The sequence below is a fragment of the Wenyingzhuangia sp. 2_MG-2023 genome (genome assembly GCF_030548295.1).
Taxonomy (GTDB): domain Bacteria; phylum Bacteroidota; class Bacteroidia; order Flavobacteriales; family Flavobacteriaceae; genus Wenyingzhuangia.
Map to the genome: position 1 here is coordinate 96,791 of NZ_JAUOSB010000004.1, position 25,828 is coordinate 122,618.

16 protein-coding genes are annotated in these 25,828 nt (G+C 33.6%); 2 read left to right on the forward strand and 14 right to left on the reverse strand.

Annotation, left to right across the window (positions count from 1 at the left end):
• Positions 1-24: 24 nt before the first annotated feature.
• A complete protein-coding gene (locus tag Q4548_RS07095) occupies positions 25-684 on the reverse strand; it encodes a hypothetical protein (protein ID WP_303453037.1) in 660 nt (219 codons plus the stop codon).
• Between the two features lie 581 nt (positions 685-1,265).
• Between Q4548_RS07095 and Q4548_RS07100 the strand changes: the two genes are divergently transcribed.
• Positions 1,266-1,874, forward strand: a complete 609-nt coding sequence (locus Q4548_RS07100; RefSeq protein WP_303453040.1) for a response regulator transcription factor — start codon at positions 1,266-1,268, stop codon at positions 1,872-1,874.
• An 18-nt stretch (positions 1,875-1,892) separates the two neighbouring features.
• Positions 1,893-3,674 carry a 7TM diverse intracellular signaling domain-containing protein gene (locus Q4548_RS07105; protein WP_303453042.1) on the forward strand — a complete coding sequence of 594 codons (1,782 nt, stop codon included), beginning with the start codon at positions 1,893-1,895 and terminating at the stop codon, positions 3,672-3,674.
• A gap of 139 nt (positions 3,675-3,813) precedes the next feature.
• Here the strand turns inward: Q4548_RS07105 and Q4548_RS07110 are convergent, their stop codons facing one another.
• From Q4548_RS07110 to Q4548_RS07170, 13 genes are all read right to left on the reverse strand, one after another.
• Positions 3,814-4,845, reverse strand: coding sequence for a hypothetical protein (locus Q4548_RS07110; protein WP_303453044.1), 1,032 nt, complete (start codon positions 4,843-4,845; stop codon positions 3,814-3,816).
• 1 nt (position 4,846) lies between these two features.
• The gene (locus tag Q4548_RS07115; RefSeq protein WP_303453047.1) at positions 4,847-5,779 is read right to left on the reverse strand and encodes a family 43 glycosylhydrolase; all 933 of its coding nucleotides are present in this window, start codon (positions 5,777-5,779) and stop codon (positions 4,847-4,849) included.
• Positions 5,780-5,796: 17 nt separating this feature from the next.
• Positions 5,797-7,308, reverse strand: coding sequence for a sulfatase (locus Q4548_RS07120; RefSeq protein ID WP_303453050.1), 1,512 nt, complete (start codon positions 7,306-7,308; stop codon positions 5,797-5,799).
• A 1-nt stretch (position 7,309) separates the two neighbouring features.
• The gene (locus Q4548_RS07125; protein ID WP_303453053.1) at positions 7,310-8,590 is read right to left on the reverse strand and encodes a DUF6786 family protein; all 1,281 of its coding nucleotides are present in this window, start codon (positions 8,588-8,590) and stop codon (positions 7,310-7,312) included.
• A 21-nt stretch (positions 8,591-8,611) separates the two neighbouring features.
• Positions 8,612-10,192: an arylsulfatase gene (locus tag Q4548_RS07130; RefSeq protein ID WP_303453055.1), complete on the reverse strand. Its 1,581-nt coding sequence runs from the start codon at positions 10,190-10,192 to the stop codon at positions 8,612-8,614.
• Between the two features lie 124 nt (positions 10,193-10,316).
• A complete protein-coding gene (locus Q4548_RS07135; RefSeq protein ID WP_303453058.1) occupies positions 10,317-11,756 on the reverse strand; it encodes a sulfatase in 1,440 nt (479 codons plus the stop codon).
• Between the two features lie 20 nt (positions 11,757-11,776).
• Complete coding sequence (locus tag Q4548_RS07140) at positions 11,777-13,165, reverse strand: sulfatase (protein WP_303453061.1); 1,389 nt, start codon at positions 13,163-13,165, stop codon at positions 11,777-11,779.
• Positions 13,166-13,183: 18 nt separating this feature from the next.
• Positions 13,184-14,599, reverse strand: a complete 1,416-nt coding sequence (locus tag Q4548_RS07145) for a sulfatase (protein WP_303453063.1) — start codon at positions 14,597-14,599, stop codon at positions 13,184-13,186.
• A 10-nt stretch (positions 14,600-14,609) separates the two neighbouring features.
• Positions 14,610-17,162 (reverse strand): GH116 family glycosyl-hydrolase, encoded by a 2,553-nt coding sequence (locus Q4548_RS07150; protein WP_303453065.1) that lies wholly within the window; start codon positions 17,160-17,162, stop codon positions 14,610-14,612.
• Positions 17,163-17,166: 4 nt separating this feature from the next.
• A complete protein-coding gene (locus tag Q4548_RS07155) occupies positions 17,167-19,749 on the reverse strand; it encodes a GH116 family glycosyl-hydrolase (protein WP_303453068.1) in 2,583 nt (860 codons plus the stop codon).
• A gap of 11 nt (positions 19,750-19,760) precedes the next feature.
• On the reverse strand, positions 19,761-22,226 hold the full coding sequence (locus Q4548_RS07160) for a glycoside hydrolase family 95 protein (RefSeq protein WP_303453071.1): 2,466 nt from the start codon (positions 22,224-22,226) through the stop codon (positions 19,761-19,763).
• Positions 22,227-22,658: 432 nt separating this feature from the next.
• Positions 22,659-24,209: an arylsulfatase gene (locus tag Q4548_RS07165; protein ID WP_303453074.1), complete on the reverse strand. Its 1,551-nt coding sequence runs from the start codon at positions 24,207-24,209 to the stop codon at positions 22,659-22,661.
• Between the two features lie 16 nt (positions 24,210-24,225).
• Positions 24,226-25,821, reverse strand: coding sequence for a sulfatase (locus Q4548_RS07170; protein WP_303453077.1), 1,596 nt, complete (start codon positions 25,819-25,821; stop codon positions 24,226-24,228).
• Between the last annotated feature and the right edge of the window lie 7 nt (positions 25,822-25,828).

Genomic DNA, 25,828 nt, shown 5'->3' on the forward strand with positions numbered 1-25,828 from the left:
TGTTTTAGTAGTTATTTCTTTAGACTAAAAAGAGAAAGCAAGCCTTAAGGAAACATAAGGCAAAAATTTATTTTCTTTAAAACTTTCTTGTAGCAATGCTTCTTGGTTTTTGGTTTCCTCTATTATACCTGTAGCATCTAGTGACATTTTTGGTCCGTCTGCATCGTAATAAGTTCCTAATTCTAATCCAAAACCAAATCCTGTTTTAGGTACAGGTTTTCCAAAAGCAATACCAAAGTAAGGCAATAAATTATCCCATTCTGCATTGATAAAGATCTCTCCTGTTTCGTCTGGAGTAAAAACTACATCTCCTATTTTTGTCTCCTCGGTAAAAGTCATGTCAACATCTACTTGGCTACTTGTAAAATAACCAGCACCCAATACAAATCTAAATCCTTTTCCAAACGGAGCAATACTTACTAATGCATCTACATGTCCAAAGTCAAATTCACCATCTATGGACATGTTCTCGCCATCTATTTCATACTCATAATCCTCATGTTTGTATTTTAGAACTCCATACCTAGCGGTTGCATAAAAATGATCATTCAATTTGTAAGAATAATCTACACCAAAACCTGTACCAGCACTAAGACCTATGGCATGGTGTCTTTCTTTAGTTTCTTGTGCATTTGCTACTCCTAGAGTAAACAGGGCACAAATCGTTAATAATAATTTTCTCATATGTTTAGTTTATAGTTAATTCTCATCTTAAAATAGGTTATAGTAACTCCCTCCTCTCTCACCAGGAGGGATAACTATACTCAAAACATAAAAAGATTAAATATCACTTTTATATTTTAATCCAAAGTAAGTTACATTCCCTCAACAAATGTTAATACTAAAGTATGATTTTAACAATCATAAAAAAATAATCCCTTGATGTTTTTTATAAAAATAACTTTTTCACGGGTGTAAACGCTCTTTTTCATAAGTAGAACCTAAAACTTATCTATAAAAAAAGAGGATTTCTATGGTATGTAGAAATCCTCTTTACATAAAACTCACTAACTCTCTCTCTTTCAATCATATATTTTTACAGCTATTCTTAGACAGCTAATCAATTTTCTTTAACTAAATTTTAGCACTACTAACCTCACTTCTTTAGAAAAGCAATTCCATACAAAGAAAATGACATTTAGCCAACAAATGTTAATACTATAGTATGATTTCGAAAAAAACATAACAAAAAACATTTTTTCATTTCCTATAAATAGTACTTTAGTATGGTACACAACATTATATCCGTTAGTAATATTGTAATTATGGAAAAAAAATATAAAATTATTATTGCTGACGATAATAAATTCTTTTTAGATGCACTTGACAACTATCTAAGTTCTTTTAAAGATTTTAAAGTAATGGCAACATGTAATTCTATAAAAGAAACTATTGTACAAACTAACAACACCAATTTTGATCTTTTGATTCTGGATCTTAGTTTTAATGGTGAAAAATCTTTAGACTACCTTCAACAAATAAGACCTAAAGGATTGTCTTTTAAAATTATCTGTTTAACAAGTTACAACAATGGAATTATAAAAGAAGAAGCCATCACCAATGGTATTGATTTGTTTATAGGAAAAGACAACGATTTAAAAAATTTTCCTATCGCCATAAGAGAATTGTTAAACAACGCCCGTCAGAATTCTAAAAATGCTGAACTTTATTTAAAACCTGATTTGACCACTAGACAAATTGACATTATAAAAGCTTGCTTTGAATTTAGTACAGAAAAAGACATTGCAAATCATTTAGGAATCAGTATCAACACCCTAAAAACACACAAACAACATATATTTGCCAAAACTTGCGCAAAAAACAACTTAGAACTGATTAAATATGGTATAAAGGAGGGAATTATTATTATATAATAAACCTACCTTTAATCCATGAAATATGTTTACTTAATCGTTGCCTTTCTTACAAGCATTTCTTTAGCCGCGCAAAGTAAAAACATCTACAAACAATGTTTTTTTTTAGCAGATTCTATTGAATGCAATTCTGTAACCGAAGCGGTTGTTCATTTCAAAAATGGAGATTTTACCAAACCCTTTGGAAACAATGTTTACCATATTATTCCCTCTAACAAAACGGTTTGGTTTCATTTTAAAATACCGCCTCATAAAAACCACAGTTACTTTACCATTGCTAATTCCTATTTGCACCATGGAAAAGTATATACTTATAATGACACGCAACAAATAGATAGTTTGGCAACTATAAACTACTATGAGAAATTTGGATTTAAGAATGTATTTTACAGACATCCCACATGGGAATTAAAAGCAACGAACAAAACCACTGATTGTTTTATACAAATTAGAGATGACGAACCCAAAGCAAGATTAGAATTGATTTTTAGCAATACTAACGAATTCTTAAAAAGGAATCAAATAGAGTATTTTTTACTAGGTACAACCCTCACATTTTTGTCCTCTTTAATTCTTATTATTCTTTGTCTCTTTGTTACTCAGAAACAATTTAGTTTGCTGTGGTATGGTGGTTTTATATTGTTTTTAATTACTGCAATTCTTGCTAACAAAGGTGTGGGAGCCCAATATATTTGGAATAATTATGATTTCTTAATACAATCCGCTAAAAGTTTTTCACACACATTGGCCACCATGTGTGCTGCGTTTTTTTATGCCAATTTTTATCCTCTAAAAAACAAATATCGTTACTTTAAAAAAATATTCTTAGGTATTGGATATATTTGTTTGGCACTTGCTCTTGTTTACGTCTATAAAATGTGCTTTGGGGGACTGCCTTACTGGTATTTATTTGTTTGGACTATCTTAAAGATTTGCTTGGTCTCAACGGGATTGATACACGCATTTCTTCTCATCAAAAAAATAATCCCTGCTTATTTGGCTATTGGTTTTATCGTTTCAATTATTGGAACATTTACATATCAATTTTACAATCCTATTCAAAATTCATCTTTGCTAAAAAGTTATTTTTTTACAGATATTTTTTACTTAACTGTAATTTTAGAATTGGTCTTGATTATGTTCTATATTATTTCTGAAATTGTAAAAGGAAAACTACTTTCTATTACTTTGGAAAAAGAAAACTTAAAACTTAGAACTTCTTTATTGGGAATAGAAGATCAGCAAAAACATAAATTTTCTAGCAATGTGCACGATACTTTTGGTAGTTATATAGAAGCTTTAAACCTACAAGTATTAACCAACCCAAACACAGAAAAGCTTACAGAAATTATCAGTGCATTTAGAAATGAATATCAATTGTTGTTGACAAACATGTTTATCCCCAATGTATACGACAAAAATTTTAGAGAATCTATTGAGAATTATTGTGATAAAATGAAGAGTTTGACTTCTCTAGACATTCACTTTTCATACACAAACACAACTCAATTACCTATTCCCAAAATTCATGCACAGGAAATCTATAAAATTATTACTGAACTTAGCGCTAACGTCATCAAACATTCTAAAGCAGAGAAACTTGTCATCAATTTTGTCTACTTTTCAAGTTACTTGTCTCTAGAAGTAAAAGACAACGGTACTGGTTTTTCAATCGTTAAAAACACAAAAGGAGTTGGTTTGCAAAGCGTAAAAAATAGAGTACAACTTTTAAAAGGTACTTTTTATTTAGATTCAATTCCAAATACAGGAACCACCATTAAAATAAATCTTCCTATCTAAAACACCACCTAAATTCAACCCCTCTAATTCCTTTAAAAAATTAAATATATTGACTATTTCAGAGCTGTTGTTTCTAACAAAAACATTGTCTTTATTCTATTCTTGTTAGAAACCACAGTCTTAAAAAATAATTTAACCTTTACTCCATCTCAAAACGTACCAAATACGCTTCTCCTTTTTTAACCTTCATGGCAATTCCCCAACCAGGAATATTATCTCCTTTATTTCCATCTTCTAAATCTGGGCGATACAAGCCTGGTGCTTTAGGGATATTGGTTAGATTTTCTGCCATCGTAGAAAAATGAATTCCATCCTTAGCATAATTAACGGTTTTACTGATCGATGCTAATGAAGCCACTCCTCCTTCTTTTTTCCAAACCAATACCTCATGACTTTTATCTAAAAGTGCACCTTTATGTTTTACAAAAGGTCCTTCCGGTTGGTCTGCATAGGCAACACTCATTTGCGTTAACTTTGGTCCTTTAGCTCCATGAACAATAGACCTTCCTTTGTAATACAACAAAATCTTATTATTACTTACCATTAAACTAGCATCATCTATTCTATAACTATCAAAATCTTCTGGTGTTTTACCAATCTCTAAAATAGGATTGTTTTCTACTCTTTTAAAAGGACCATTAGGATTGTCTGCTACTGCTAAACCAAATGCAGTAAAATCTGTAGTATGATTTCCTTCAAACTCTCCTTTAGGATTCCCTGGGGTAGGCTTTACTCCTGTGTAATACAAATAATATTTTCCGTGGTAAGCCAAAATATTTGGAGTAAAAACTGAATGACTATCAAAAGCTCCTTTTTCTCCTAAACCTAATGCTTGTCCTTGCTCTTGCCAAGAATACCCTCCATCTTTAGAAGTTGCATACCATATAGTTGCCCAATAGCCCGAAGTTATAGGACTATCCATTCTAGAATACCAAACATAATAAGTATCACCTACTTTAATCACATCACTGTTATCTCTTCGGTTGTAAAGACTATCTTTTCCTATACCCGTAATATTTTGATAGGTGAATTTTAAAGAAGATGTTTTTACAGAACTTACTAACTCTTGCTCTGTTTTTTCTTTGTTTTTATTTACACCACAACTTATTAGAGTGATTAAAGCAATAGAAGAACAAATTTTTGTTACAATTTTATTTTTTTGATGTTTCATTTTATTTCTTTTTTATTTCATTCAGACTTTTTTCATCTATAGCATAGATAATTGTTTCTATGGTGCCATCTTCTCTAAATTTCATCTTATCAAAGCAGGTAGATCTCTTATGAAAAGATCCCTCATTTACATCTCCTCTGTGGTAAAAAAAGTACCATTCCTTTTTAAATTCTATTACTGATGCATGATTAGGAGCATTAGGAGCATCTGGAGCTAATTTACCCTTAGGCATAGCATATTGAGGTAGAGGAGAGTCTGCCATCCAATAATTGGTATTTTTACCAACTCTTGCATGAAAATAATACGTTTTTTTGCGTTTGAATACATGTACTGCTTCATTCACCTTTTCTTTACTTAACTGCACCCAAGCCCCATCTAATTCAATCATATTATCTTTTAACTTAGCCCCCATAATATGTGATCCCGGCTCTCCTATATCCACTTTATGATCGTTTCCATATATATAAGCCTGACCATCATCATCTACTATCACACAAGGATCAAAAATGCTGGTAATTTTATCAGTAACAGCTTCTTCCCAAGGACCTATAGGACTACGACTTTTTGCAACACCTATGTTTGTTTTATCATAAGGAAAATAAAAATAATACCATCCGTTTTTATAAGCCACGTCTGGTGCATTCATCTGACCATATGCCCAATCATAAGATCTTGGCTTAAGCACCACTCCATGGTTCGTCCATGTTTTCATATCGGGAGAAGATAATACCGCATAGTCTTGCATTGTTTTATAAGACACCGCATTGGGCACGTCTCTAGAGCTGTAAACATAGACTGTATCCTTAAAAACCTCTGCTGCAGGATCGGCAGCATAAATAAAATTTTTAGCTGTCTTTTTTAAAATAGGATTTTGAATTCCCCGGCAGCTACCTAACATTATTACTAAAACTAGTATACTTAATTTATTGATCATATTGCATATTTTATATTCTAAGTAGATTTTAAGACGGATACTGGGGGTAACGGAACATGGTTCTCTTTTCTCCAATTAACTAATTCCTCCAACAACTGCATCGTTTTTTTTGGATTTTGGTCTACAAGATTTTCTGTTTCTTTTAAATCTTCTTTTAAATTGTAAAGCTCTACTTTTCCATCATTTACAAACTGAATCAACTTCCAGTTTCCTTTTCTAATAATTGAACATGGTGGATTTTTATAAGTACTAGCGATATGCCAAAAAAGAGAGCGTTCGGTAAAACTTATATCTTGTAAGAGCGGAACAATACTTTTACCATCTAAAATACCTTTGTAATCTTTAATTTTAGCCAACTCTAAAAACGTAGGAAAATAATCCATTCCACAAATAGGCATATCAGAGTTTCCTGGTTTTATACTTCCTTTCCAATTTACAAAAGCAGGTACTCTAATTCCTCCTTCATAAACAGTTCCCTTAGCTCCACGCAATGTATTCGTGTTACTTTGTAAACCGTTGAACCCATTGTCTGAAGTAAAGATTACTATAGTATTCTCTCTTAATCCCTCTTGATCTAAATAATCAAAAATGCGTTTTACATTTTCATCAATAGAAGCAATCATAGTTGCATAACCCGCAATTTCTTCTAATCGTTCTTCTCCTTGTCCCGTTATAGTATCTGGAAGTTTATTTAAAAACTTTTGATATTGCTTTGAATTTCTTGGTACTGTTGGACGATGTGGAGCATAGTAATGAAGATTGACAAAAAATGGTGCTGTTTTATTTTCTTTTATAAAATGAATCGCTTCATCTGTTAACCTATCTGTCAGCCATTCATCATCATTTCTATCCTCTATAAAAGGATTTTTAAAGGGGGCTTTGTAACCTCCACTTTCAGATTTGTATCCTTTGGCATAACCTCTTGCAGGATCTCCCCACCAAGAACCTCCAACATTTTTATCAAATCCTTTTCCTACAGGATAATATTGTTGAATTTCTGCTGATTTATGATCAGACAACCAGTCTAAATTTCCATTGGCGGGTTGTTTTAATGGTTTAACAAATGGATCATTAGTTTCTTCCTCTGGATTGGGTCCCACCACATGCCATTTACCCAAATGAATAGACTTGTAACCTGCATCTTTTAAAGGTGCTGCATACATGGTATGTTTTAAATCAACTGTCCAACGTGAGAAAATATTATGTTGTGCATCCCCTTTTTCTAACACAGGCACATTGTAAACTCCAGTTCTAAAAGATTGTTTACCCGTTAACAAAGCTGCTCTTGAGGGTGAGCATGTTGGATACATATATGCATTACTAAACACCAAACTCTCTTTAGCAAATCTGTCTAAATTTGGAGTCTCAAACCATTTGCTCCCCATAAAACCAACATCTTGCCAACCTAAATCATCAGCCATAATAAAAATAATATTAGGCTTTTTTACTTGTTTGTTTTGACTAATACCCACAAATGCTATAAAAAGGAAACCACAAACCAGGTTTATCGTTTTAAAGATTTTCATCATTTTAGTTAAAAATTGTTTTTACATCCTCTACAGATGTTCCAAAAAGTTGTTTTATTATTGGATTTAACCTTGCTACATCCCCTTCTATATGACAAGTTAATTGTACATGCGTTCCACTTTCTCCAGGCTCTAAAGCCAATGCTGGCGATGATGTTTCTAACTCATAAAAAGGCCCTAAAGGCTTTGCTCCTAGTTCTGGCTCTCCATCATTGTAGGCATTGACAACATCTCCCTCAAAAGGTTCGTCCTGAATTTCCCACATAGAGTTTACATAATCTATTGCATTTTTAGGCTTGTTGTATTTTACCAGTGTTAAAATTCTGTTTTTAGAATCGTAAGAACCCGCTATGTTTTTAGCTCTTTTAGGAGACAGCCCTATTTTACTTCTATACGCTCCATCTCCTTTAAAATAAATAACACCTTCTTTCACTACCAAACGATCTGAGGGTACTCTTCCAAAATAAGTATCATTTACTACCTTTCCCAATTCAGCATCATCACCTTGAACATAAGGAACCATAATTATAGTATTTGGCGAATGATTGAACATACCTAACAACCAAATAGAAAGCAATCCGGTTTCTTTTTTCCAATTGGTTTTCCCTAAGTTTGTAAGTGTATTGGTCGTTTTATATGCAACCGTTTTTAATTCATCTGAAAAGGTATTTAACCCTAATTCTTTTTGAATTTCAGTTCTTGATAAAACAGCAATCTCACGTTCAATACCTAAATCAAATTGAAATCCAGAATAATTTTTTAAAGAGGCCTTTTTAGTAAAAATCGCTTTGTTTGAGGTTACGCTTTTTACATCAAAATGATCTAAGTCTATTAGCTTTGGAGTATACCAATTATCTAATGTAAATTCTGCTCCATTTTTAAAGAAAATAGAATATTGCCCTCCTTCTGGCCCTAACCAAAAACGTTCCTCTCCTCCAAACACATTAATATGTTCTAAGGTATCTTTGGATTTGAACAAATCTCTGTTAATCCAACCGTAGCTTCTTCCCTCATTTCCAAAAGCACTACTGGTCATTACTCTACCTTGTAATGCAGCAGAAATAGCTACTTTTGATTGCTTTGATTCATCTGTAAGTTCAATGATCTTTATGTAATCTTGCATAAAAGCAACATCATCACCATAGGTAGCTCCTTCTATTTGTTCACTTTGATCTTGCTGAATATTTAAAGAATTGTCTTTACTTTCAGATTTTTTTTTGGTTTCACAAGAAATCATTAAAATTATTGACAAGACCAAAAACCCTGTTGTTTGATTTTTTTTCATTTGTGTATTTTTCATAAAAATCTAATTCGTTTTTGGTCTATACGTTTCTAAAACAGCTTCCATTTCTTTAACCTTTTCAGGGTATTGTTTGTATACATTGGTGGTTTGATATTTATCTTTTGACAAATTGTACAATTGTGCTACTGGAGCTTCTTTTTTAATTTTACCATCCTTTATATCACTGTTCACACTTCCTACAAATTCTATTGCAGGAGCACCTCCCCATGCATGATGATTTGGTTTAGATCCTGAAAAACCTCCACTACCTTGCGCAGGTATATACATCCATTTTCCTTTTCTAAGAGATAAATGACCTTCTTTTCTTGGAGCTAATATCAATTCTTTTCTAATATTCTCCTTTGGATTGTCTATCAAAGCAGCCAATATATTTACACTATCTGTATTCTCTAACTCATTACCTTCTTGTTTTGTAATCGCCATAAATGTAGCCAACATATCTACATTACATATTAGTTGATTAGACACTGTTCCTGCTTGGATCTTACCAGGCCATTTGGCAATAAACGGTATGCGATGACCACCTTCCCAAACTCCAAATTTAAATCCTAGCAAATCTCCATTAATTTTATGCCCAGCTTTTATGGCATTACGACCTCCTAAATTTAACATTGCACCGTTATCACTGGTAAATATTACCAATGTATTATTACTAACTCCTTGTTTTTCTAGTGTAGCCAAAACTTCACCAACCATCCAATCTAATTCTTGAATAAAATCACCATAAAGAGTTGCATCACTTTTTCCTTGGAAGTTTTTTCCTGGTGTAAAAGGGTGGTGAATATGTGTAGTAGCCATGTATAAAAAGAATGGATTTTCTTTTTCTTTGGTTGTTTTATCTGTAATCCAATTCACTGCTTTTTCTGTTAACACTTGTCCAACTGTATAATCATTGTACAATTTGTGAGCAACTTTAGCTCCTTTAAACATATTAACCGTTCGTTGAGATGCTTCTTTTGGAATGGGTGTAATTGGAGTCACTTCATTGGGTTTTCCTTTACCTATATACACCAAAGGATCTTTTGAATCTCCTCCAACTACCTGTGTGTTTTCTACATACACATAAGGTGGTGCACTATTTACAATAGGAACTCCGTAGTAATAATCAAAACCAACATCGTTAGGACCTGGACTTAACGGTTCTTGCCAATTATTTTCTCCAATCTTAAAACCTAAATGCCATTTTCCCAAAGCAGCAGTTGCATAACCGCTATTTTTAAACACATCGGCTATGGTGGTTTGGTTCGGTTTAATTAATAATTCTGAAGTGATGGGAGCTGGCCCCCAGATTCCTTTTCCGTTATTTGCTCTTACAGGATATTGCCCTGTTAGTAATGCATAACGAGATGGTGTACAAACTGCAGAAGCAGAATGAGCATCTGTAAATATTTTCCCTTCACTTGCTAATTGATCAATATTCGGTGTTTTCACTTTCGTAGCACCATAGCACCCTAAATCTCCATAGCCCAAATCATCAGCATTGATTAAAACAACATTTGGTAATTTTTGATTGGCTTGTGCAAAGCTAAATTGACTCAATATTAAGACGATACAAAAGGTTAAAAAGTTTTTTTTATGATACATAGTTTTATAATTTATTGGGTTTATAGAGTAGAGTTCACTTACGTTAATCGTGATTTTTAATTTCCTGAGTATAAATATTTATGGAATTAATAAGACCTCTCTAAAATTTTACTTTGATAATGATTTAATTTTTTTCTTGAATATTCTTAAATGGAGGTATTCGTTGATCAGTTCCTACTATATCAACATCTCCTAACTCTTTTCTAATTCTTTCTGCTTCTACCAGTAACTCTTTTACTATTTCGGGATGTTTATGAGAAATGTCTGTCAATTCTCCCATATCCTTCTCTAAATTAAATAAAAGTGGTCGTGTTAATACTTCTAAACCTTTACATGAAATATTTTTAAGGTTTTTACCTTTAAAAGATTTTCCTATCATTTTTTTAGACCAAAAAGGCTGATCTTCTAAGGTTCTAGGAAGATGTAATTTCCATTTATCTTTTCTTACTGCTTGTAAGTTTGCTCCATTGTAATAGTATACATATTCATGAGGAGATGTTCCTTTCCCTTCTTTTAAAATAGCGCTGATATCTTTTCCATCAATTACTCTATCATTAGGTATTTTTGCTCCTGTTAAACTTGCTATGGTTGGTAATAAATCCATAGAAGACAAAAAAGTATCATTTACTCCTGCAGCAAATTCCCCTTTCCATTTGACAATGGCTGGAATACGAAAACCACCTTCCATTGTTGTGTATTTCCCTCCGTTTAAAGGACCTGCTGAACCTCCAAAATGACAAAGAGCCGGACCGTTATCAGATAAGAAAATTACAATAGTGTTTTCGTCTAATTTATTATCAGAAAGAGCACTTGTTAATTCCCCAACGAAATAATCTAATTCTTGAACATAATCTCCATACAAACTTCCTTTAGAAGTACCAATAAATTCTTTATTAACTATAATTGGTGAGTGCACTGAGTTATAAGCTAAATAAAGAAAAAATGGATTTTCCTTATTCGTTTCTATAAAATCTATCGCCTGTCTTGTATAGTTTTTTATCAATGCTTCATAAGGTACATTTTCTTGTACAACTTCTCTATTCTTATACAGTTGCATTAATTTAGGATCACCATCGTGCCAATTAGATTGTAAACCATAAAAATCTTGAAAACCATGATCTACAGGTTGCATTCCTTTTTCAAAACCTAAATGCCATTTTCCAATAGCCATGGTAGCATACTTTTGTTCTAAAAGGATATCTGCAATGGTAATTTCATCTTGATGTAAACCGTAATTCTTGTGTTTTTCACCCAAATGTTGCGCTACAGGAAATCCATTTCGCATAGGATAACGACCTGTTAACAATGCTGCTCTTGAGGGACTGCAAACAGATGAAGCCACTTGAAAGTCTGTAAACCTCAACCCTTCACTAGCCAACGCATCAATATTAGGTGTTTGTACATCTTGTGCACCATAACAACTTAAATCTCCGTACCCTAAATCATCTGCAAAAAGAATAATGACATTGGGTTTTTCTTGGGCCAATAACTTAGGCATTTGAATACCAAACAAACTCAGAAAAACCAGACTCCATTTGAATATTATTTTCGGATTAAATTTCATTTTTAAATGCATACTTGTTGTTATTTTTCTTGCGGGTTATCAAAAGGCACTACGCGCTGATCTCTTCCAACTACATGAACATCACCAAGCTCTTTTCTTATTTTTTCTGCTTCTAATTTTAGTTCTTCTACCAGCTTTGGATATTGGAGAGAAAGATTTTTTGTCTCACTAACATCCTCTTTTAAATTGTACAGTTTGTATTCTGAAAGATTTACAAATCCTTTTCTTTTATCGCCTACTTTACACCAAAACGGTTGATCATTTACAGTTCTAGGAATGTGTAACTTCCAGTTTCCTTTACGCACTGCTTGCAAATTGGTTCCATTATAATAATACAGGAGTTTATGGGGATTCACATGGCTTTCTCCTTTTAACAAAGGCAATATATTTTCACCATCGTAGATTCTATCCTTAGGTAATGGTTTTTCTACCATAGCAGCAATAGTTGGCAATAAATCCATGGATGAAATAGTCAGATTTGATACCTGTCCTTTTTTAATTTTCCCCTTCCAAGACATCATCCCTGGTACACGATGCCCCCCCTCCATAGTTCCATACTTACCTCCTGACAACCCTCCTGTAGATGCTACTTTTACAGCAGCACGAGCAGGCCCGTTATCCGAGGTGAAAATCACCAATGTATTTTCTTCTACTCCTGCTTCTTTTAAAGCTTTCATTACCTTTCCTGTACTATCATCTAGCTCATGTATAAAATCTCCATAGGTTCCTATTTTAGAAGTGCCTTTAAATTTTTCACTTGGTAAAATGGGAAGATGTACTGCATGATGAGCTAGGTATAAGAAAAATGGTTTTTCTTTATTTTTATGGATAAAATCAATGGCTTTGTTGGTGTATAATTCCATTAACTCTTCAAAAGCAACCGCTTTTATAGAATCTCTTTGATGAAACACCACCTGCTCGTTTCTATTCGCATGGTTAAACCCCTCAATTCTACCATAATATTCATCAAATCCTTTATCTAATGGATGAGAACCTTTGGTTTTATACCCTAAATGCCATTTACCAATACAAATGGAATTGTAGTTTGCTTCTTTTAGAAACATAGGAATCGTCAACTCATCAGGATGCAATCCATAATTAGCCTGTTTTTTACGCTTGTAATTGATGGGAACTGGAAAACCATTTCTCATAGGGTAACGTCCTGTAAGCAAAGAAGCTCTTGAGGGACTACACACATTGGATGGAATAAAGAAATCCATAAATTTAATTCCATCTTCTCCTATTTTATCAATATTTGGAGTAGCAACTCCCTTTGCTCCATAAGAACTTATATCTCCATAACCCAAATCATCTGCAAAAATTAGAATAATGTTTGGCTCCTCTTTATTCTTTTGTGCTATTGAATAATTACTGATAAACATTACCAAGACAAGTATTATTATTTTCATTAATCTTCTCATCTTTTTTTACTTTATAGGAATCATGTTATTTGGTGTAAAATAAGGTTCGTTACCTAGTGGACGAGCATTTTTTCCTCGTTTTTCAAAATCACCAATATCTTCTTTTGCCCAATCTAAAAGCTTTGTCAATTCTGCAACTATTTCTGGATGCTTTTCCGCAACATCAGTCGTTTCCGCAATATCTTCGTCTAGATTATACAACATCGGTTTTGTAAATAAAATTCGATCTTTCGGTGCTACATGGTTCGGCCATTTTTTATAAACGATAGATTTAGGATTAGGATGATGTGCTAAGTGTAATTTCCATTTTCCTTGGCGAACAGCTCTCAACTCTTGATGCTGATAGTAGAAAAAAGGTCTAATAAAATATTTTGATTTTCCATGAATGATATCGGAAATATCTAAACCATCTATTACTCTATCTGTAGGAACTTTTGCTCCTGCTAAATTAGCAATGGTTGGTAATAAGTCTATGGTTGCAGTTACAAGATCTGATGAAGTGTCTGCAGGTACTTTTCCTGGTGCTCTAATAATAAATGGAACACGTGAACCACCTTCCCAAGCAGATGTTTTGGCTCCTCTAAGCGGTTCTGCATGCCCTGCATATTTACCTTTAATCCACCAGGGACCGTTGTCACTCGTAAAAATCACATATGTATTTTTATCTAATCCACTATCCTTTAATTGCCCTAAAAGTCGTCCAACATTAAAATCTATTTCTTCAATAACATCTCCATACAAACCTCCTTCTGACTTTCCTCTAAACTCATCAGAAACCGCTAATTTTGTATGTGGCATGGTATGCGCTAAATAAAGAAAAAACGGTTCTTCTTTGTTTTTCTTGATAAAATCAATAGCTTCATCCGTATATTTTTTAGTCAAGGTTGACATATCTGCATTTAATTCAGCCACTTTTTTATTTCGAATTAAATGAACACGAACATCATTACTGGTTGGTGTAAAAAAAGACTCATCAAAACCTTGATGTATCGGTAATAAGTCGGGATTGAATTTTTCAGGATTATGCCCTGCCAAATCCCATTTACCAATCATTCCAGTTCTATAGCCTACAGATTTTAACACCTCGGCAATGGTCACCTCACTTAAAGATAACTTAGGATGAGGAACTTCTCCATTATCATTTCTAGCATTTCGCATTGGGTAACAACCAGTCATTAAAGCAGCTCTTGAAGGACCACAAACGGTTTGCGCATAAAAGCTTGTAAACCTCATTCCTTCAGAGGCCATTTTATCTATGTTGGGTGTTTTGATGTTTGGAGAACCAAAACAACCCAAATCTTGATACCCTTGATCATCTGTAAAAATGACAACTATATTGGGTTTCTTGTTTTGCTTTTTTTGACCAAAAGAATAAACACTAAATAGATTTATAACGATTAGAAAACATAAATTTATTCTCATTCTGTTTCTTTTATAATTTAATTTTCAATGTGTTAGAACTATTCATTATTTTATTCTTCATTTTTTTGGTACCTACACCTTCCAACGAAAAACTAGTTAATTCTAATTGTCCTGAAAGCACCGTTAATACTGCTGCTTTATTTTCTACTTTACAAGTTCCCCAGCTATACCCATTACTCCAAAAATAAGTTCCTGATTTAGACGTAAAAGTCATTGATTTTTCTACCCCTGAATAATGAAAACCTGAGTTAGCTAAAACTCCAGCCCAAGCCATCATACTACGAGCATAATGATGTCCATATTCAGCCTCATTAAAAGGATTTCTTTTTTTACCATCGTAACGATTACGAATGTCTTGAATGGTTTTTAAAGCTTCTTTTTCCTGTCCTTCATACAACATACTTACTGCTGCTGTATGCTCAAAACCAGTCATTACTTCCGTATAATAAGGGAATGGTTGTTTAGGTCTTTTTCCAGGGTAAGCAGCCATTAATAATGCTGATTCATGACCATAAGCATAAGAACGCATAAAGTTAGGGTGCTTCATTAAGTCCTCACGATAATTGTATTTTAAAACAGATTCGTTTGTTTTTTTGATGTTGTTTTTATCTGCTAAATATCCTAAATCAAGAATATGAGCCATGACTTGTCCTACCAACTGATCTACAAGCACTCCTTCTCCCAATTGATATTGAGGATCATCAGCGATCAAACGTTTTTTTACACGTATCAATCCTTTGGCAATGCTATCCAAATGCATTGGAGGCACTATTTCTTGTACATAATATTCTCCATTAAAAAGGTTCTTATCCATCCATTTAGATCCATTATTGTATAAAGATTCACAGGTTTTAGCTAATTTTTTATCCCCTAAATAATTGGCCATTTCTTCGGTTGCACGCAAAGCACCCAAATACCAAAAGCCCATTTGTGGATTAGGTCCATAATACTCTACATCCATGGTATTGTGTTGACTTCCTTCCATGACACCGTCTTTATCAGGATCCCATCCATTAGGTATCCAACAAAATTCCAAGGCTTTTTTTACATTGCCCCAGTTTTCTTTTAAAAACTCATCATCACCAGACAATTGCCATTCACGGTAATATTTCATAATACTTCCCATTTGTCCATCGGCTGCAGCCAAACCAAAATTTGTTCCTTTCGTTTTTAATGGCAAATGAATACGGTAAGACATCAATCCTTGTTCATTCGTAGCATACTTAAATTCTACTTCTCGCATATTTTTTGCCACCTCTCCAAACAAAAAAGGAATGGTTTGCTCGTAATTCCAAACATGCGTACAAGTACCATCTCCACTACCTTCATTGTCTTTTATTCCTTCCCATCCTAAATAATATCCCGAGTTGGTTTTAAATGCCAACTGAGTCCTAAAATGTGCTAAGTTGAACAAAGCTGCTTCTTTTATAATTTCAGGAGTATCACTATTGATAAATGCATTTACAAAAGTTTTTGTTTTTTGTTCTAGTTCAGGAATTCTCGCAACGTGTTTCTGTGCTACCTCCCATGAATCTTTAAATTGTGTTGCATAAAAATTTCCTACATTTTCTTTATCGTTTCTCCACGCAGATCGATTTGGAAAATTCCAGGTGATGAAAAAACGAATGTCTTTTTCTTCATTGGGAGCTAATGTAGTTTTTACAGCTAAAGACCCCATATTATTTTTTTGATCTGATGTTCTTTCTTCCAAAAGTCCGTCATCTGTATAATCATCCCAAAACTCTAAAGTACTATTTCCCCATTCTCCAGGTTTCCAGGCGGTACGATAAGAAATTTCTTCTTTGCTATTGGTCATCATACTAAAAGTTCCCCATTGCATACTTTCTTTATCAATTTCTTCACTAGCGGTGTAATGAATTCCTTTTAATCCATTTTCTTCTTTATAAGTATTGATATTTTGATAAGCTTTTCCTTCTTTCCCATCAAATCCAATAAAATTAGGAATGTTTCCCGCTAAAGAAATAGTGATGGGCTTGCTACTTGTATTTTTTACTTTGTAGCTCAACACTGCCATCGGTAAACTACTATCTTCTATATTTCCTGGTATTAATGGATTGAATGCCCCCACAGTTACCTCTACCGGTAAATCTTGATCACTTAACAATACTTGTCCAAAAGGATAAGCGGTTTGAAAAATAGCTTCTTTAAAACGTGGCAATCCATGATTTGGAGCTGTAGAACCATAATACCCTTCGTCAAACCTAATAGGTACTGGCCCCTCTAAAAGTAGTGCTTGTGCTTCTTTATTTTCTTCTTTTAAATAAATAGAAAAAAATGGTGCACGATTGATAACTTCTACTCCAGCATATATCGGATTGTAACCTTTGGCTGGACGACTCATCACTTCCCAATCAATTAAAGCTCCGTAACCACTCATAGATACAGTTCCTGTTCCTATACCACCTATAGGCATGGCAATTCTATCCAAATGATTTTGATCGTAAGACTTTAGAACTGGCCATGTATTTTGCTTTTGAGCATTAGAAGTACCAATTGCTCCTGAAAACAAGATTAGAAAATAAAGTAAAGTTGATTTTTTCATTTTTTTAAATTTTAATAAGTACTGTTTCTCCAGAATTTAGAATCTTCCCTTTCATTTTTTTCGTTCTCTCACCTTCTAAAGAGAAATAATCTAACTCCAATTTTCCAGAAAGTACAGTTAAACTAACTTCGTTATTTTTTACCTCACAGGTTCCATAACTGTAACCATTACTCCAAAAATAAGTTCCTGGTTTAGAGGTAAAAGTCATTGATTTTTCTACTGCTGAATAATGAAAACCTGTAGCCGCTAAAATTCCAGCCCAAGCCACCATACTTCTTGCATAATGATGTCCTGCTTCAGCTTCGTCAAACGGACTTCTTTTTTTTCCATCATAACGATCTCTAATATTACGAATACATAACAGACCATCTTTCGTTAAACCTTCTTGTAACATTCCTATAGCCGCTGTGTATTCAAAACCTGTCATCACCTCCGTGTAATAAGGAAATGGTTTTTCCGGTCTTCCATTAGGATACGCAGCCATTAACAAAGCAGATTCATTTCCTAAAGCATAAGATCTATGAAAGTTAGCATGAGAAGTCATATTTTCAACATAATTGTATTTCATAATAGACTCCGTTGTTTTTTTGATATTCTCTTCTTTCCCCAAATACCCTAAGCCTACAATATGTGAAAAAACTTGCCCTACCAATTGATCTACCAACACTCCGTTTCCCAATTGAAAATCTGGAGAAGTAAGGTCTATAGAGTTTTTACCAGACGTTGCTCCAATTAACGAAGGAGCTACCTTATCTGTTGACATAGGTGGTTGAATGTGCTGCTCGTAGTATTCTCCATTGAATAAATTTTCATCCATCCATGTAGCTCCTTGTTTGTATAATTTTTTACACGTTTTAGCAAATTTCTTATCGCCCAAATAAGAAGCCATTTCTTCTGATGCTCTCAAAGCTCCTAAATACCAAAATCCCATTTGAGGATTTGGACCAAAATACTCCACGTCCATGGTATTGTGTTGTGAACCTTCCATCACTCCATTTTTATCGGCATCCCAACCTCCTGGAATCCAACAAAACTCTAACGTTTTTTTTACTTTTGGCCAGTGTTCTTTTAGAAAAGCATCGTCTCCAGACAATTGCCATTCACGATAAAATTTCATAATACTTCCCATTTGCCCATCGGCAGCAGCTTTTCCCCATTCTTGACCTTTTTCCAATGGTAAATACACTCTAAAACTCATCAAACCTGTATCATCTGTAGCGTATTTATACTCTACTTCTCGCATAGTTTTAGCCAAATCTCCAAATAAGAAAGCCGTAGTTTGCTCGTAATTCCAAACGTGTGTACATGAACCAAAACAAGAACCATAGGTATCAAAAAGACCTTCCCATCCTAACAAATGTCCGCTTTTGATACGAAAGGCTAATTGAGTTCTTAAATGTGCCAAATTAAACAATGCTGATTCTTTAATCTCTTCAGCTATATCACTTTTAATAAGTGCATCTACAAAAGTTTTAGTATTATTTTCTAATTCATTTAAACGTGGAATTGTTTTAGAAATCACCTCCCAAGAATCTTTATATTTTGTGGTGTAATAATTTCCAACGGTTGCTTTAATCAGCTTTTGAAACCCTGGTTTGTCCCAAGTTTGTCTGTTTGGAAAATGCCAACTGATTAAAAAAGTAAAGTTCTTTTCTTCTCCAGCCTTTAAAGTAGTTTTTACGGCCAAAGATCCCATGGGAGCATTGGATTCTTTATTTTCTCTTTTTTCTAACAAGCCATCTTCACTAAAATCATCCCAAAAATCAAGTCTTTTTTTATCCCAACGACTTGTCTTAGGCTGCCATGCTGTTCTATAGGTTGTTTCTCCTTCACTTAAAGAAACAAAACTCATCGTTCCCCATTGTTCGCTTTTAGGATCTACTCCATTGGTAGAATAATGAATTCCCTTTACTCCATTTTGTTCTCTAATAGAATTTATATTTTTAATCGCTTTTCCTCTATTCCCATCAAAACCAATAAAGTTTTGAATAGTTCCTGAAAGAGATACATTTATATCTTTATGACTCGTATTTTTTACTTTGTAAGAAAGAATAGCTATAGGAATACTACTATCATCTATGTTTCCAGGAATCAAAGGATTGTATGCTCCTACAACCACCTCCACAGGAAGTTTTTCATCGCTTAAATGTACTTGTCCAAAAGGATAAGCGGCTTTAAAAGATGCCTTGTTAAAACGAGGCAATCCATGATGATTAGATGTTGCTCCCAAAGCTCCTTCGTAATAGGATTCATCTGGGGCTCCTTCTAACAAACGAGTCTGTTTATTTCCTTCTTTATCTTCTATAAAAATGGCAAAGAAAGGTCCTTTTTCTTTCACGGGTCCCCAATTTTCTAAAGTAGGATTGAACCCTTTTGCAGGTCTATTCATGATTTCCCAATCTTCCAAAGAACCTCTTCCTGTTAATGAAACGGTTCCTGTTCCAATACCTCCTACAGGCATTTTTATTTTCTGAATATGCTCTTGGTCATACGTTTTTAATACAGGCCAATCACTACTAATAGTTTGTGCAAATAACGATACAACACTAAATAATTGAAAGAATACAATTAACTTAAAACTTTTCATAAATCTTTATATTAATTTTTAAAAACTTTGGTTTCTCCTTTTTTCAAGGTGATCACTTCACTTAATTTTCCTTGATAAAAAATTCTAAAAGCTCCATTTTTAGTTGCCTGAATCTTAGCTTTGACTAATCTTCCTTTTTCCCAAGAGATGTCTACTTCAAAACCACCACGAGCTCTTAATCCTTTTATATTTCCTTTTGGCCATGCCGATGGTAAAGCAGGTAATAAGTCTAATATATAAGGTGAATTAGCTAAAGATTCATTTGGAGAAACAGGTATAAAATGATTAGGATTTTCTGCACTTTTTTGATAGGCTACAAAAGCAGCTTTTTCAATGGTATTTGCTTTATTATTTACACTTCTTAAATGACTTTGTAACAACATTTCGCAAACACCTGCTGTTCCTCCATAGTTTCCATCAATTTGAAAAGGTGGATGAAAATCAAATAGATTTGGGTAAGCACGTTTTGATGTTAAAAATTGATAGAATTGATGTGCTTTATCTCCATTATGAAGTCTTGCCCAAAAATTAGTTTTCCATGCTGTGCTCCATCCTGTTGAAACATCACCTCTATGTTTCATGGTTACCAAAGCAGCCTCAGCAATTTCTTTTGTAGTAAGTGGTGAAAAATCACGACCAGGATGTAATGCGATTAAATGCGAAATATGACGATGCTGATCTTTTGGATCATCCCAATCTTCTGGCCATTCTTGTAATTGCCCATATTGTCCAATTTTTTGAGGACATAATTTTGGAATCATTTTTTGAAGTGTTTCTCTAAGTTCCGCATCACATTCTAAAACATAAGAAGCTTCAATACAATCTGTAAATAAATTCAATACCAATTGTTGATCCCACGAGGCTCCATAAGTCTGTTTGTTTAATTTGCTAAACTGTTCTTTTAAGTATGTATTTTCTGGAGACCATGTTGGATACACCACTAAGGAACCATCTTTCCAAGAAGATAAAAATTCCACATAAAACTCAGCAGCTCCTTTTAAAATTGGATAAATTTCTTTTAGATATGTTTTGTCTTGATTAAAAGCATAATGTTCAAATAAATTTTGAGACAACCAAGCTCCCGATTGTTGCATACGTCTACCATGTTCATTGGGAGCAGTAAACCCAAAAGCATTTCCGTTAAGGCCTGCACTCCATCCTTTTTGAATTCCAAAACCTTCTTTAGCAGTGTGTTTCCCTGACTCAGCAATCATTTTCAACCACTCCAAATAAGGCTCAAAAGAATCTGGAAGATTTGCTGTTTCTACCATCCAATAATTCATGGCTACATTGATATCGTTATGATAATCTGCATTCCAAGCAGGTTTTAAATGTCCGTTCCATAATCCTTGTAAGTTTGAAGGAACAGGAGCAGTTCTTGAAGAACTTAACTGTAAATAACGAGCGTAATTAAAATATAAATTTTCTAATTCTAAGCTTGCACCTTGTTTGATGAGTTGATCTGTTGTCAATCCAGATGGTTGATAGTCTAAAGCTAATTGACAACGATCCATCAATGCAGAAACATCTTTTACATGTGCTTGTTTTAGATGATCATAGCCCATATCTAAGGCTATATCCATAACTTTCTTTGTATCTAATTGATAATCTCGACCTTTAAAACTAGGATAAACAGGTACATAATCTGAATAGGCAGTTACATATATCTTTACATCAGTAGCATTTTCTATTTGAATAGAACCATCAGCTTGAGGAATTACTTTAGCATCACTTGCATCAATATAAACCAATTGTTGAAAGTGAATGTTGTCTTGCACCATAGAAACTTCTCCTTCAAGAACAATTGTATTATCATGTGCTTTTAAATTATTGATTGTATGCAAGGTACTTACCTTAATATGAAGGTTCATCTTCGCTTTATTGGCTGTATATCTTACAGCAACTACATCATTAGGATAACTACAAAAATATTCTCTATGGTATTTAGTTTTACCAATACTATAACTTACTTGACCAATTCCTGAGTGAACATCTAAAGTACGTGTATAATTACTAACTGATTCATTATCATGATCTGTGGAAATATAGACATCTGTAAAAGGAGCATAATTTCCTAAAGGCTGTTTACTGCTTAAGTATTTAGTAGACATGCCTTCCATGCTATTTTCGGAAGCACCATAACGTCCTTGTTCGTAGGCTTCTTTTACTTTATTAAAATTTTTATAAGCTCCTATTCTTACTCCAGACTGAGCAACAGTATCTAAACCACGTTTGCTATTCATCCACAAAGTGATATCATTTAGCATGATATGTTCTTCATCGATTCCTCCAGAAAACATGGCTCCTAAACGACCATTTCCTAAAGGCAATGCCTCTTGCATATATCCTAATTTTCGATAATCTTTTCTCTGTTCTTCTGTAAATTTACTAGCAGGTTTGTCATAACTCAACAAGAATTGAGCATGCGTTTGTGTGTAGGCGAGAAAAAAGAATAGGACATATAGAATCTTTTTCATAGAAGATAATTTATATTGTATTTCTTAAAATATTATTAACTCATTGTGCATTTGGGGATCTTAAAAATCCTAAATATCGGTTCGAGTGCTTTTGAGGTACGAAAAAGTGTATCGAGAACTATTTTTGACACTAAAATTCTCATTCTCGATACAATTTTTCTTCATTTCATTCCGAAAAACCACTCGAAAAGACAGAATTTCACCCAAATGCACAACGGGCATTATTAGTATTTGTACACTAAATCACTATTTGATTATCCTATCTACTCAGAGAACGACTCCCTTGTATAGGCTAAATCTTGTCATGAATAACATACTATTTAGACTACCTAAATATTCAAATTCAATAATTAATAGTATTGCTTACATCTCTTTTCATAATGCTTAAATTAATTTTCTCTATTCTAAACAACATGTTTTTTAAGATATCTTTTATTTTGTAATTGTTTCTATCTGTTTCCATCCATCCATTCCATCATTTTTCTGATTTTTTCCTTTCGTACTTCTTCCGTCTAAAATGATTTTTTTAAGTGCTAACTTTAACTCTGCTACTTTCTCTGGATGTTCAGCTATTAGATTCTTAGTTTCTCCAATGTCTTCTTTCAAATTGTACAATTGCATATATGGAAATTCCTTTTCATTCTTTTTCAAATCTTGATGTGTTGGGTAGCTCCATCCTCCAGAACCTTGACATACATTTAATTTCCAATCTCCTTTTCTAATAGCAAAAGATCCATTTATAGAATGATGAACTGTATATTCTCGAATATCCATAGCTTCTTCTTCTGTGATTAAGGGTAACATACTATAACTATCTACTCCCTCTGCATCGTTTAATTTATACCCAGTTATCTGCGCACAAGTTGCTAAGAAATCTGTAGTACAAATGGTTTTGTTTGAGGTGGCATTTTTTAATCCTTTTGCAGGCCATTCTACTATAAAAGGTACGCGATGTCCTCCTTCAAAAATATCTGCTTTGGTCCCTCTAAACGTATAGCTTGGATCGTGATTTACTTTAGCCAACTCTTCAAAATCTGCTTTTGGAGAACATCCATTATCACTAGTAAACACCACCAAAGTATTTTCTGAAATTCCTTGTTCTTTTAATACTTCTCTAATTTGACGAAGTACATCATCTACCTGCATGACAAAATCACCATACATATTGGTATTACTTTTTCCCAAAAATTTTGTAGTGGGTAAAATAGGAGTGTGCGGTGCTGGTAAAGGAAAATACAAAAAGAAAGGTTCTTTTTCTTTGGCCTGATTGCTAATATAATTTACTGCTCTATCTGTTAAATCTTGCAATACATTGGTGTGATCAAAATCATCTGAAGTAAGTCCTTTTCTCCATACTCCTTTCTCATCAACTGAAACAGTTGTTTTGGTAGGCACCATAGTTGGCATGTCATTTTCTACATATACATATGGAGCCATGTCTAGCGAACCACAAAAACCAAAAGAATAATCAAACCCATGTGTAGAAGGACCATTTTTAATTGGCATCGTAAAATCTACTTCAGGTTTAGCATTTAAACTATTAATATTTTTTACATTTTTATTTTTAAAGCTCCAATCCCAACCTATATGCCATTTTCCAATATAAGCAGTACTATATCCTTGTGTTTTTAACAAATCTGCAACCGTTGTACGATCTTGTTTTATTAAGGATTTTGAATACCCTCCTAACACACCACTCTTCAACTTGGTTCTCCAATTGTAACGCCCTGTTAATATTCCGTAACGAGTTGGAGTACAAACAGAAGAAGAAGTATGAGCATCTGTAAACTTAACACCGTTTGCTGCCATTTTATCCATATTAGGTGTTGGAATTTTTCCGTTTGGATTGAATGCTTTTACATCTCCATAACCTAAATCATCTGCCAAAATATAAATAATGTTTGGAGCTTCATTTTTACTTTTTTTTGATTGACTTGTCATAAACAATGATGACAAGAAAACAACTACTACTAAATATTTCATTTTTTTCTTTTTAATTTTATTTTACTTTACTTCCCCACCAATTTTCATTAGGTTTCCAATTTGGGCTTAGCATTTTCTTTCTTTTGACTTCTAACTTTGGCATCAACTTGTTTTTATTGTTCTCTAAACGTTGTTTCCATGCAGACTCATTCCATAAAGTGTCTTTTTCAGCATATTGAGTATTCATCGATTCTAACCAAGTCATTAATTCTTTTTTCATTTCCAAAGCCAGTTCTTTATTCAGCATAAACACATCATTTACTTCTCCTATATCCCTCTTCAAATCATACAACTCTAAATGATCATCTTCCCAATAATGTATAATTTTCCAATTACCTTTTCTCATTATTGAAACCGGTTCTCCTCCTTGATTTCCGTAATGTGGATAATGCCAATACAAAGGACGTTCTTGAATTTCATCACCTCCAGCTAAAAGTGATTTTAGACTTAAGCCATCTATATGTTCTTTAGGTCTTAACGGAATTTCCGCTAAATCTAAAAGTGTAGGAAACAAGTCTGTAGCCGAAACAGGTGTTTCGATAATTTTTCCTTTTTGATGCATCCACGGCACGTAAATAAAATAAGGAACTCGAAGACCTCCTTCCCATTGATATCCTTTTCCTCCTCTAAGAGAAAGTTGGTTGGTAGAAAAATCATCACCCGATGTTACCCCTCCATTATCCGAAGTAAACACTATAATGGTATTTTTATCCAAACCATTCTTTTTAAGAGTTTGCATTACAGTTCCTATAGCTTCATCAACTTGTTCTATCAAACCTGCATAAACGGGATTGTCTTGGTGTTTTCTAGCTGGCAACACACGCTCCATTTCAAACCCATTTTTTGCAATTCCCATTTTTTCTGCTTTGTCTCTGTATTTTTCCCACTTTTCTTTTGTGGTTTGTATAGGTGCATGCACAGCATAAAAAGAAAGATAAGCTAGAAAATTATTGTCTTTGTTTTTCTGAATAAACGCAGATGTTTCCTTAGCCAATTTCATAGAAAGAGACATCCCCTTCTCATCTTCATAATCTACTATTGTAGGATTGTTAAAAGGTGAAAAATAACCACCACTATATGGACCACCTCTTTCATACCCTCCAACATTAATATCAAAACCATGATCGGTTGGTAGTGAGTGATCCTCTGCGCTTCCTAAATGCCATTTTCCTGCAAAAAAAGTTGTATACCCATTTTCTTTAAAAACCTCTGGCAGTGTAACATCACTAGTATCTAAATGATGTTTGTATTCTGGTGGTAATAACTTTGTGTGTTTGTTTAATTTTCGCCAAGCCTGACCAGATTTCGCTCCGTCAAACTGAGTAACACCATGTCTTGCTGTAAACTGACCATTTAACAAACTTGCTCTAGATGGACTGCAAACTCCGCAAGTAGCATATCCATTGGTAAAAATATCTCCAGACTTTGCCAATGCATCAATATTAGGTGTTTCATAATAGGCACTTCCCATCACACTCAAATCTGCATATCCCAAATCATCCACAACTATAAAAAGAACATTCGGTTTGGTTGCTTTAAAAGGTTGATTTTTGCTTTTACATGAAGCAAAAAACAGGCTTAGAATTGTAAAAAAAGTTGCTATTTTTCTCATTTTCTAA

Coding starts and splice junctions, on each gene's coding strand:
- Q4548_RS07095 (WP_303453037.1), bottom strand. CDS start 684: ATGAGAAAATTATTATTAACGATTTGTGCCCTGTTTACTCTAGGAGTA.
- Q4548_RS07100 (WP_303453040.1), top strand. CDS start 1,266: ATGGAAAAAAAATATAAAATTATTATTGCTGACGATAATAAATTCTTT.
- Q4548_RS07105 (WP_303453042.1), top strand. CDS start 1,893: ATGAAATATGTTTACTTAATCGTTGCCTTTCTTACAAGCATTTCTTTA.
- Q4548_RS07110 (WP_303453044.1), bottom strand. CDS start 4,845: ATGAAACATCAAAAAAATAAAATTGTAACAAAAATTTGTTCTTCTATT.
- Q4548_RS07115 (WP_303453047.1), bottom strand. CDS start 5,779: ATGATCAATAAATTAAGTATACTAGTTTTAGTAATAATGTTAGGTAGC.
- Q4548_RS07120 (WP_303453050.1), bottom strand. CDS start 7,308: ATGATGAAAATCTTTAAAACGATAAACCTGGTTTGTGGTTTCCTTTTT.
- Q4548_RS07125 (WP_303453053.1), bottom strand. CDS start 8,590: ATGAAAAAAAATCAAACAACAGGGTTTTTGGTCTTGTCAATAATTTTA.
- Q4548_RS07130 (WP_303453055.1), bottom strand. CDS start 10,192: ATGTATCATAAAAAAAACTTTTTAACCTTTTGTATCGTCTTAATATTG.
- Q4548_RS07135 (WP_303453058.1), bottom strand. CDS start 11,756: ATGAAATTTAATCCGAAAATAATATTCAAATGGAGTCTGGTTTTTCTG.
- Q4548_RS07140 (WP_303453061.1), bottom strand. CDS start 13,165: ATGAAAATAATAATACTTGTCTTGGTAATGTTTATCAGTAATTATTCA.
- Q4548_RS07145 (WP_303453063.1), bottom strand. CDS start 14,599: ATGAGAATAAATTTATGTTTTCTAATCGTTATAAATCTATTTAGTGTT.
- Q4548_RS07150 (WP_303453065.1), bottom strand. CDS start 17,162: ATGAAAAAATCAACTTTACTTTATTTTCTAATCTTGTTTTCAGGAGCA.
- Q4548_RS07155 (WP_303453068.1), bottom strand. CDS start 19,749: ATGAAAAGTTTTAAGTTAATTGTATTCTTTCAATTATTTAGTGTTGTA.
- Q4548_RS07160 (WP_303453071.1), bottom strand. CDS start 22,226: ATGAAAAAGATTCTATATGTCCTATTCTTTTTTCTCGCCTACACACAA.
- Q4548_RS07165 (WP_303453074.1), bottom strand. CDS start 24,209: ATGAAATATTTAGTAGTAGTTGTTTTCTTGTCATCATTGTTTATGACA.
- Q4548_RS07170 (WP_303453077.1), bottom strand. CDS start 25,821: ATGAGAAAAATAGCAACTTTTTTTACAATTCTAAGCCTGTTTTTTGCT.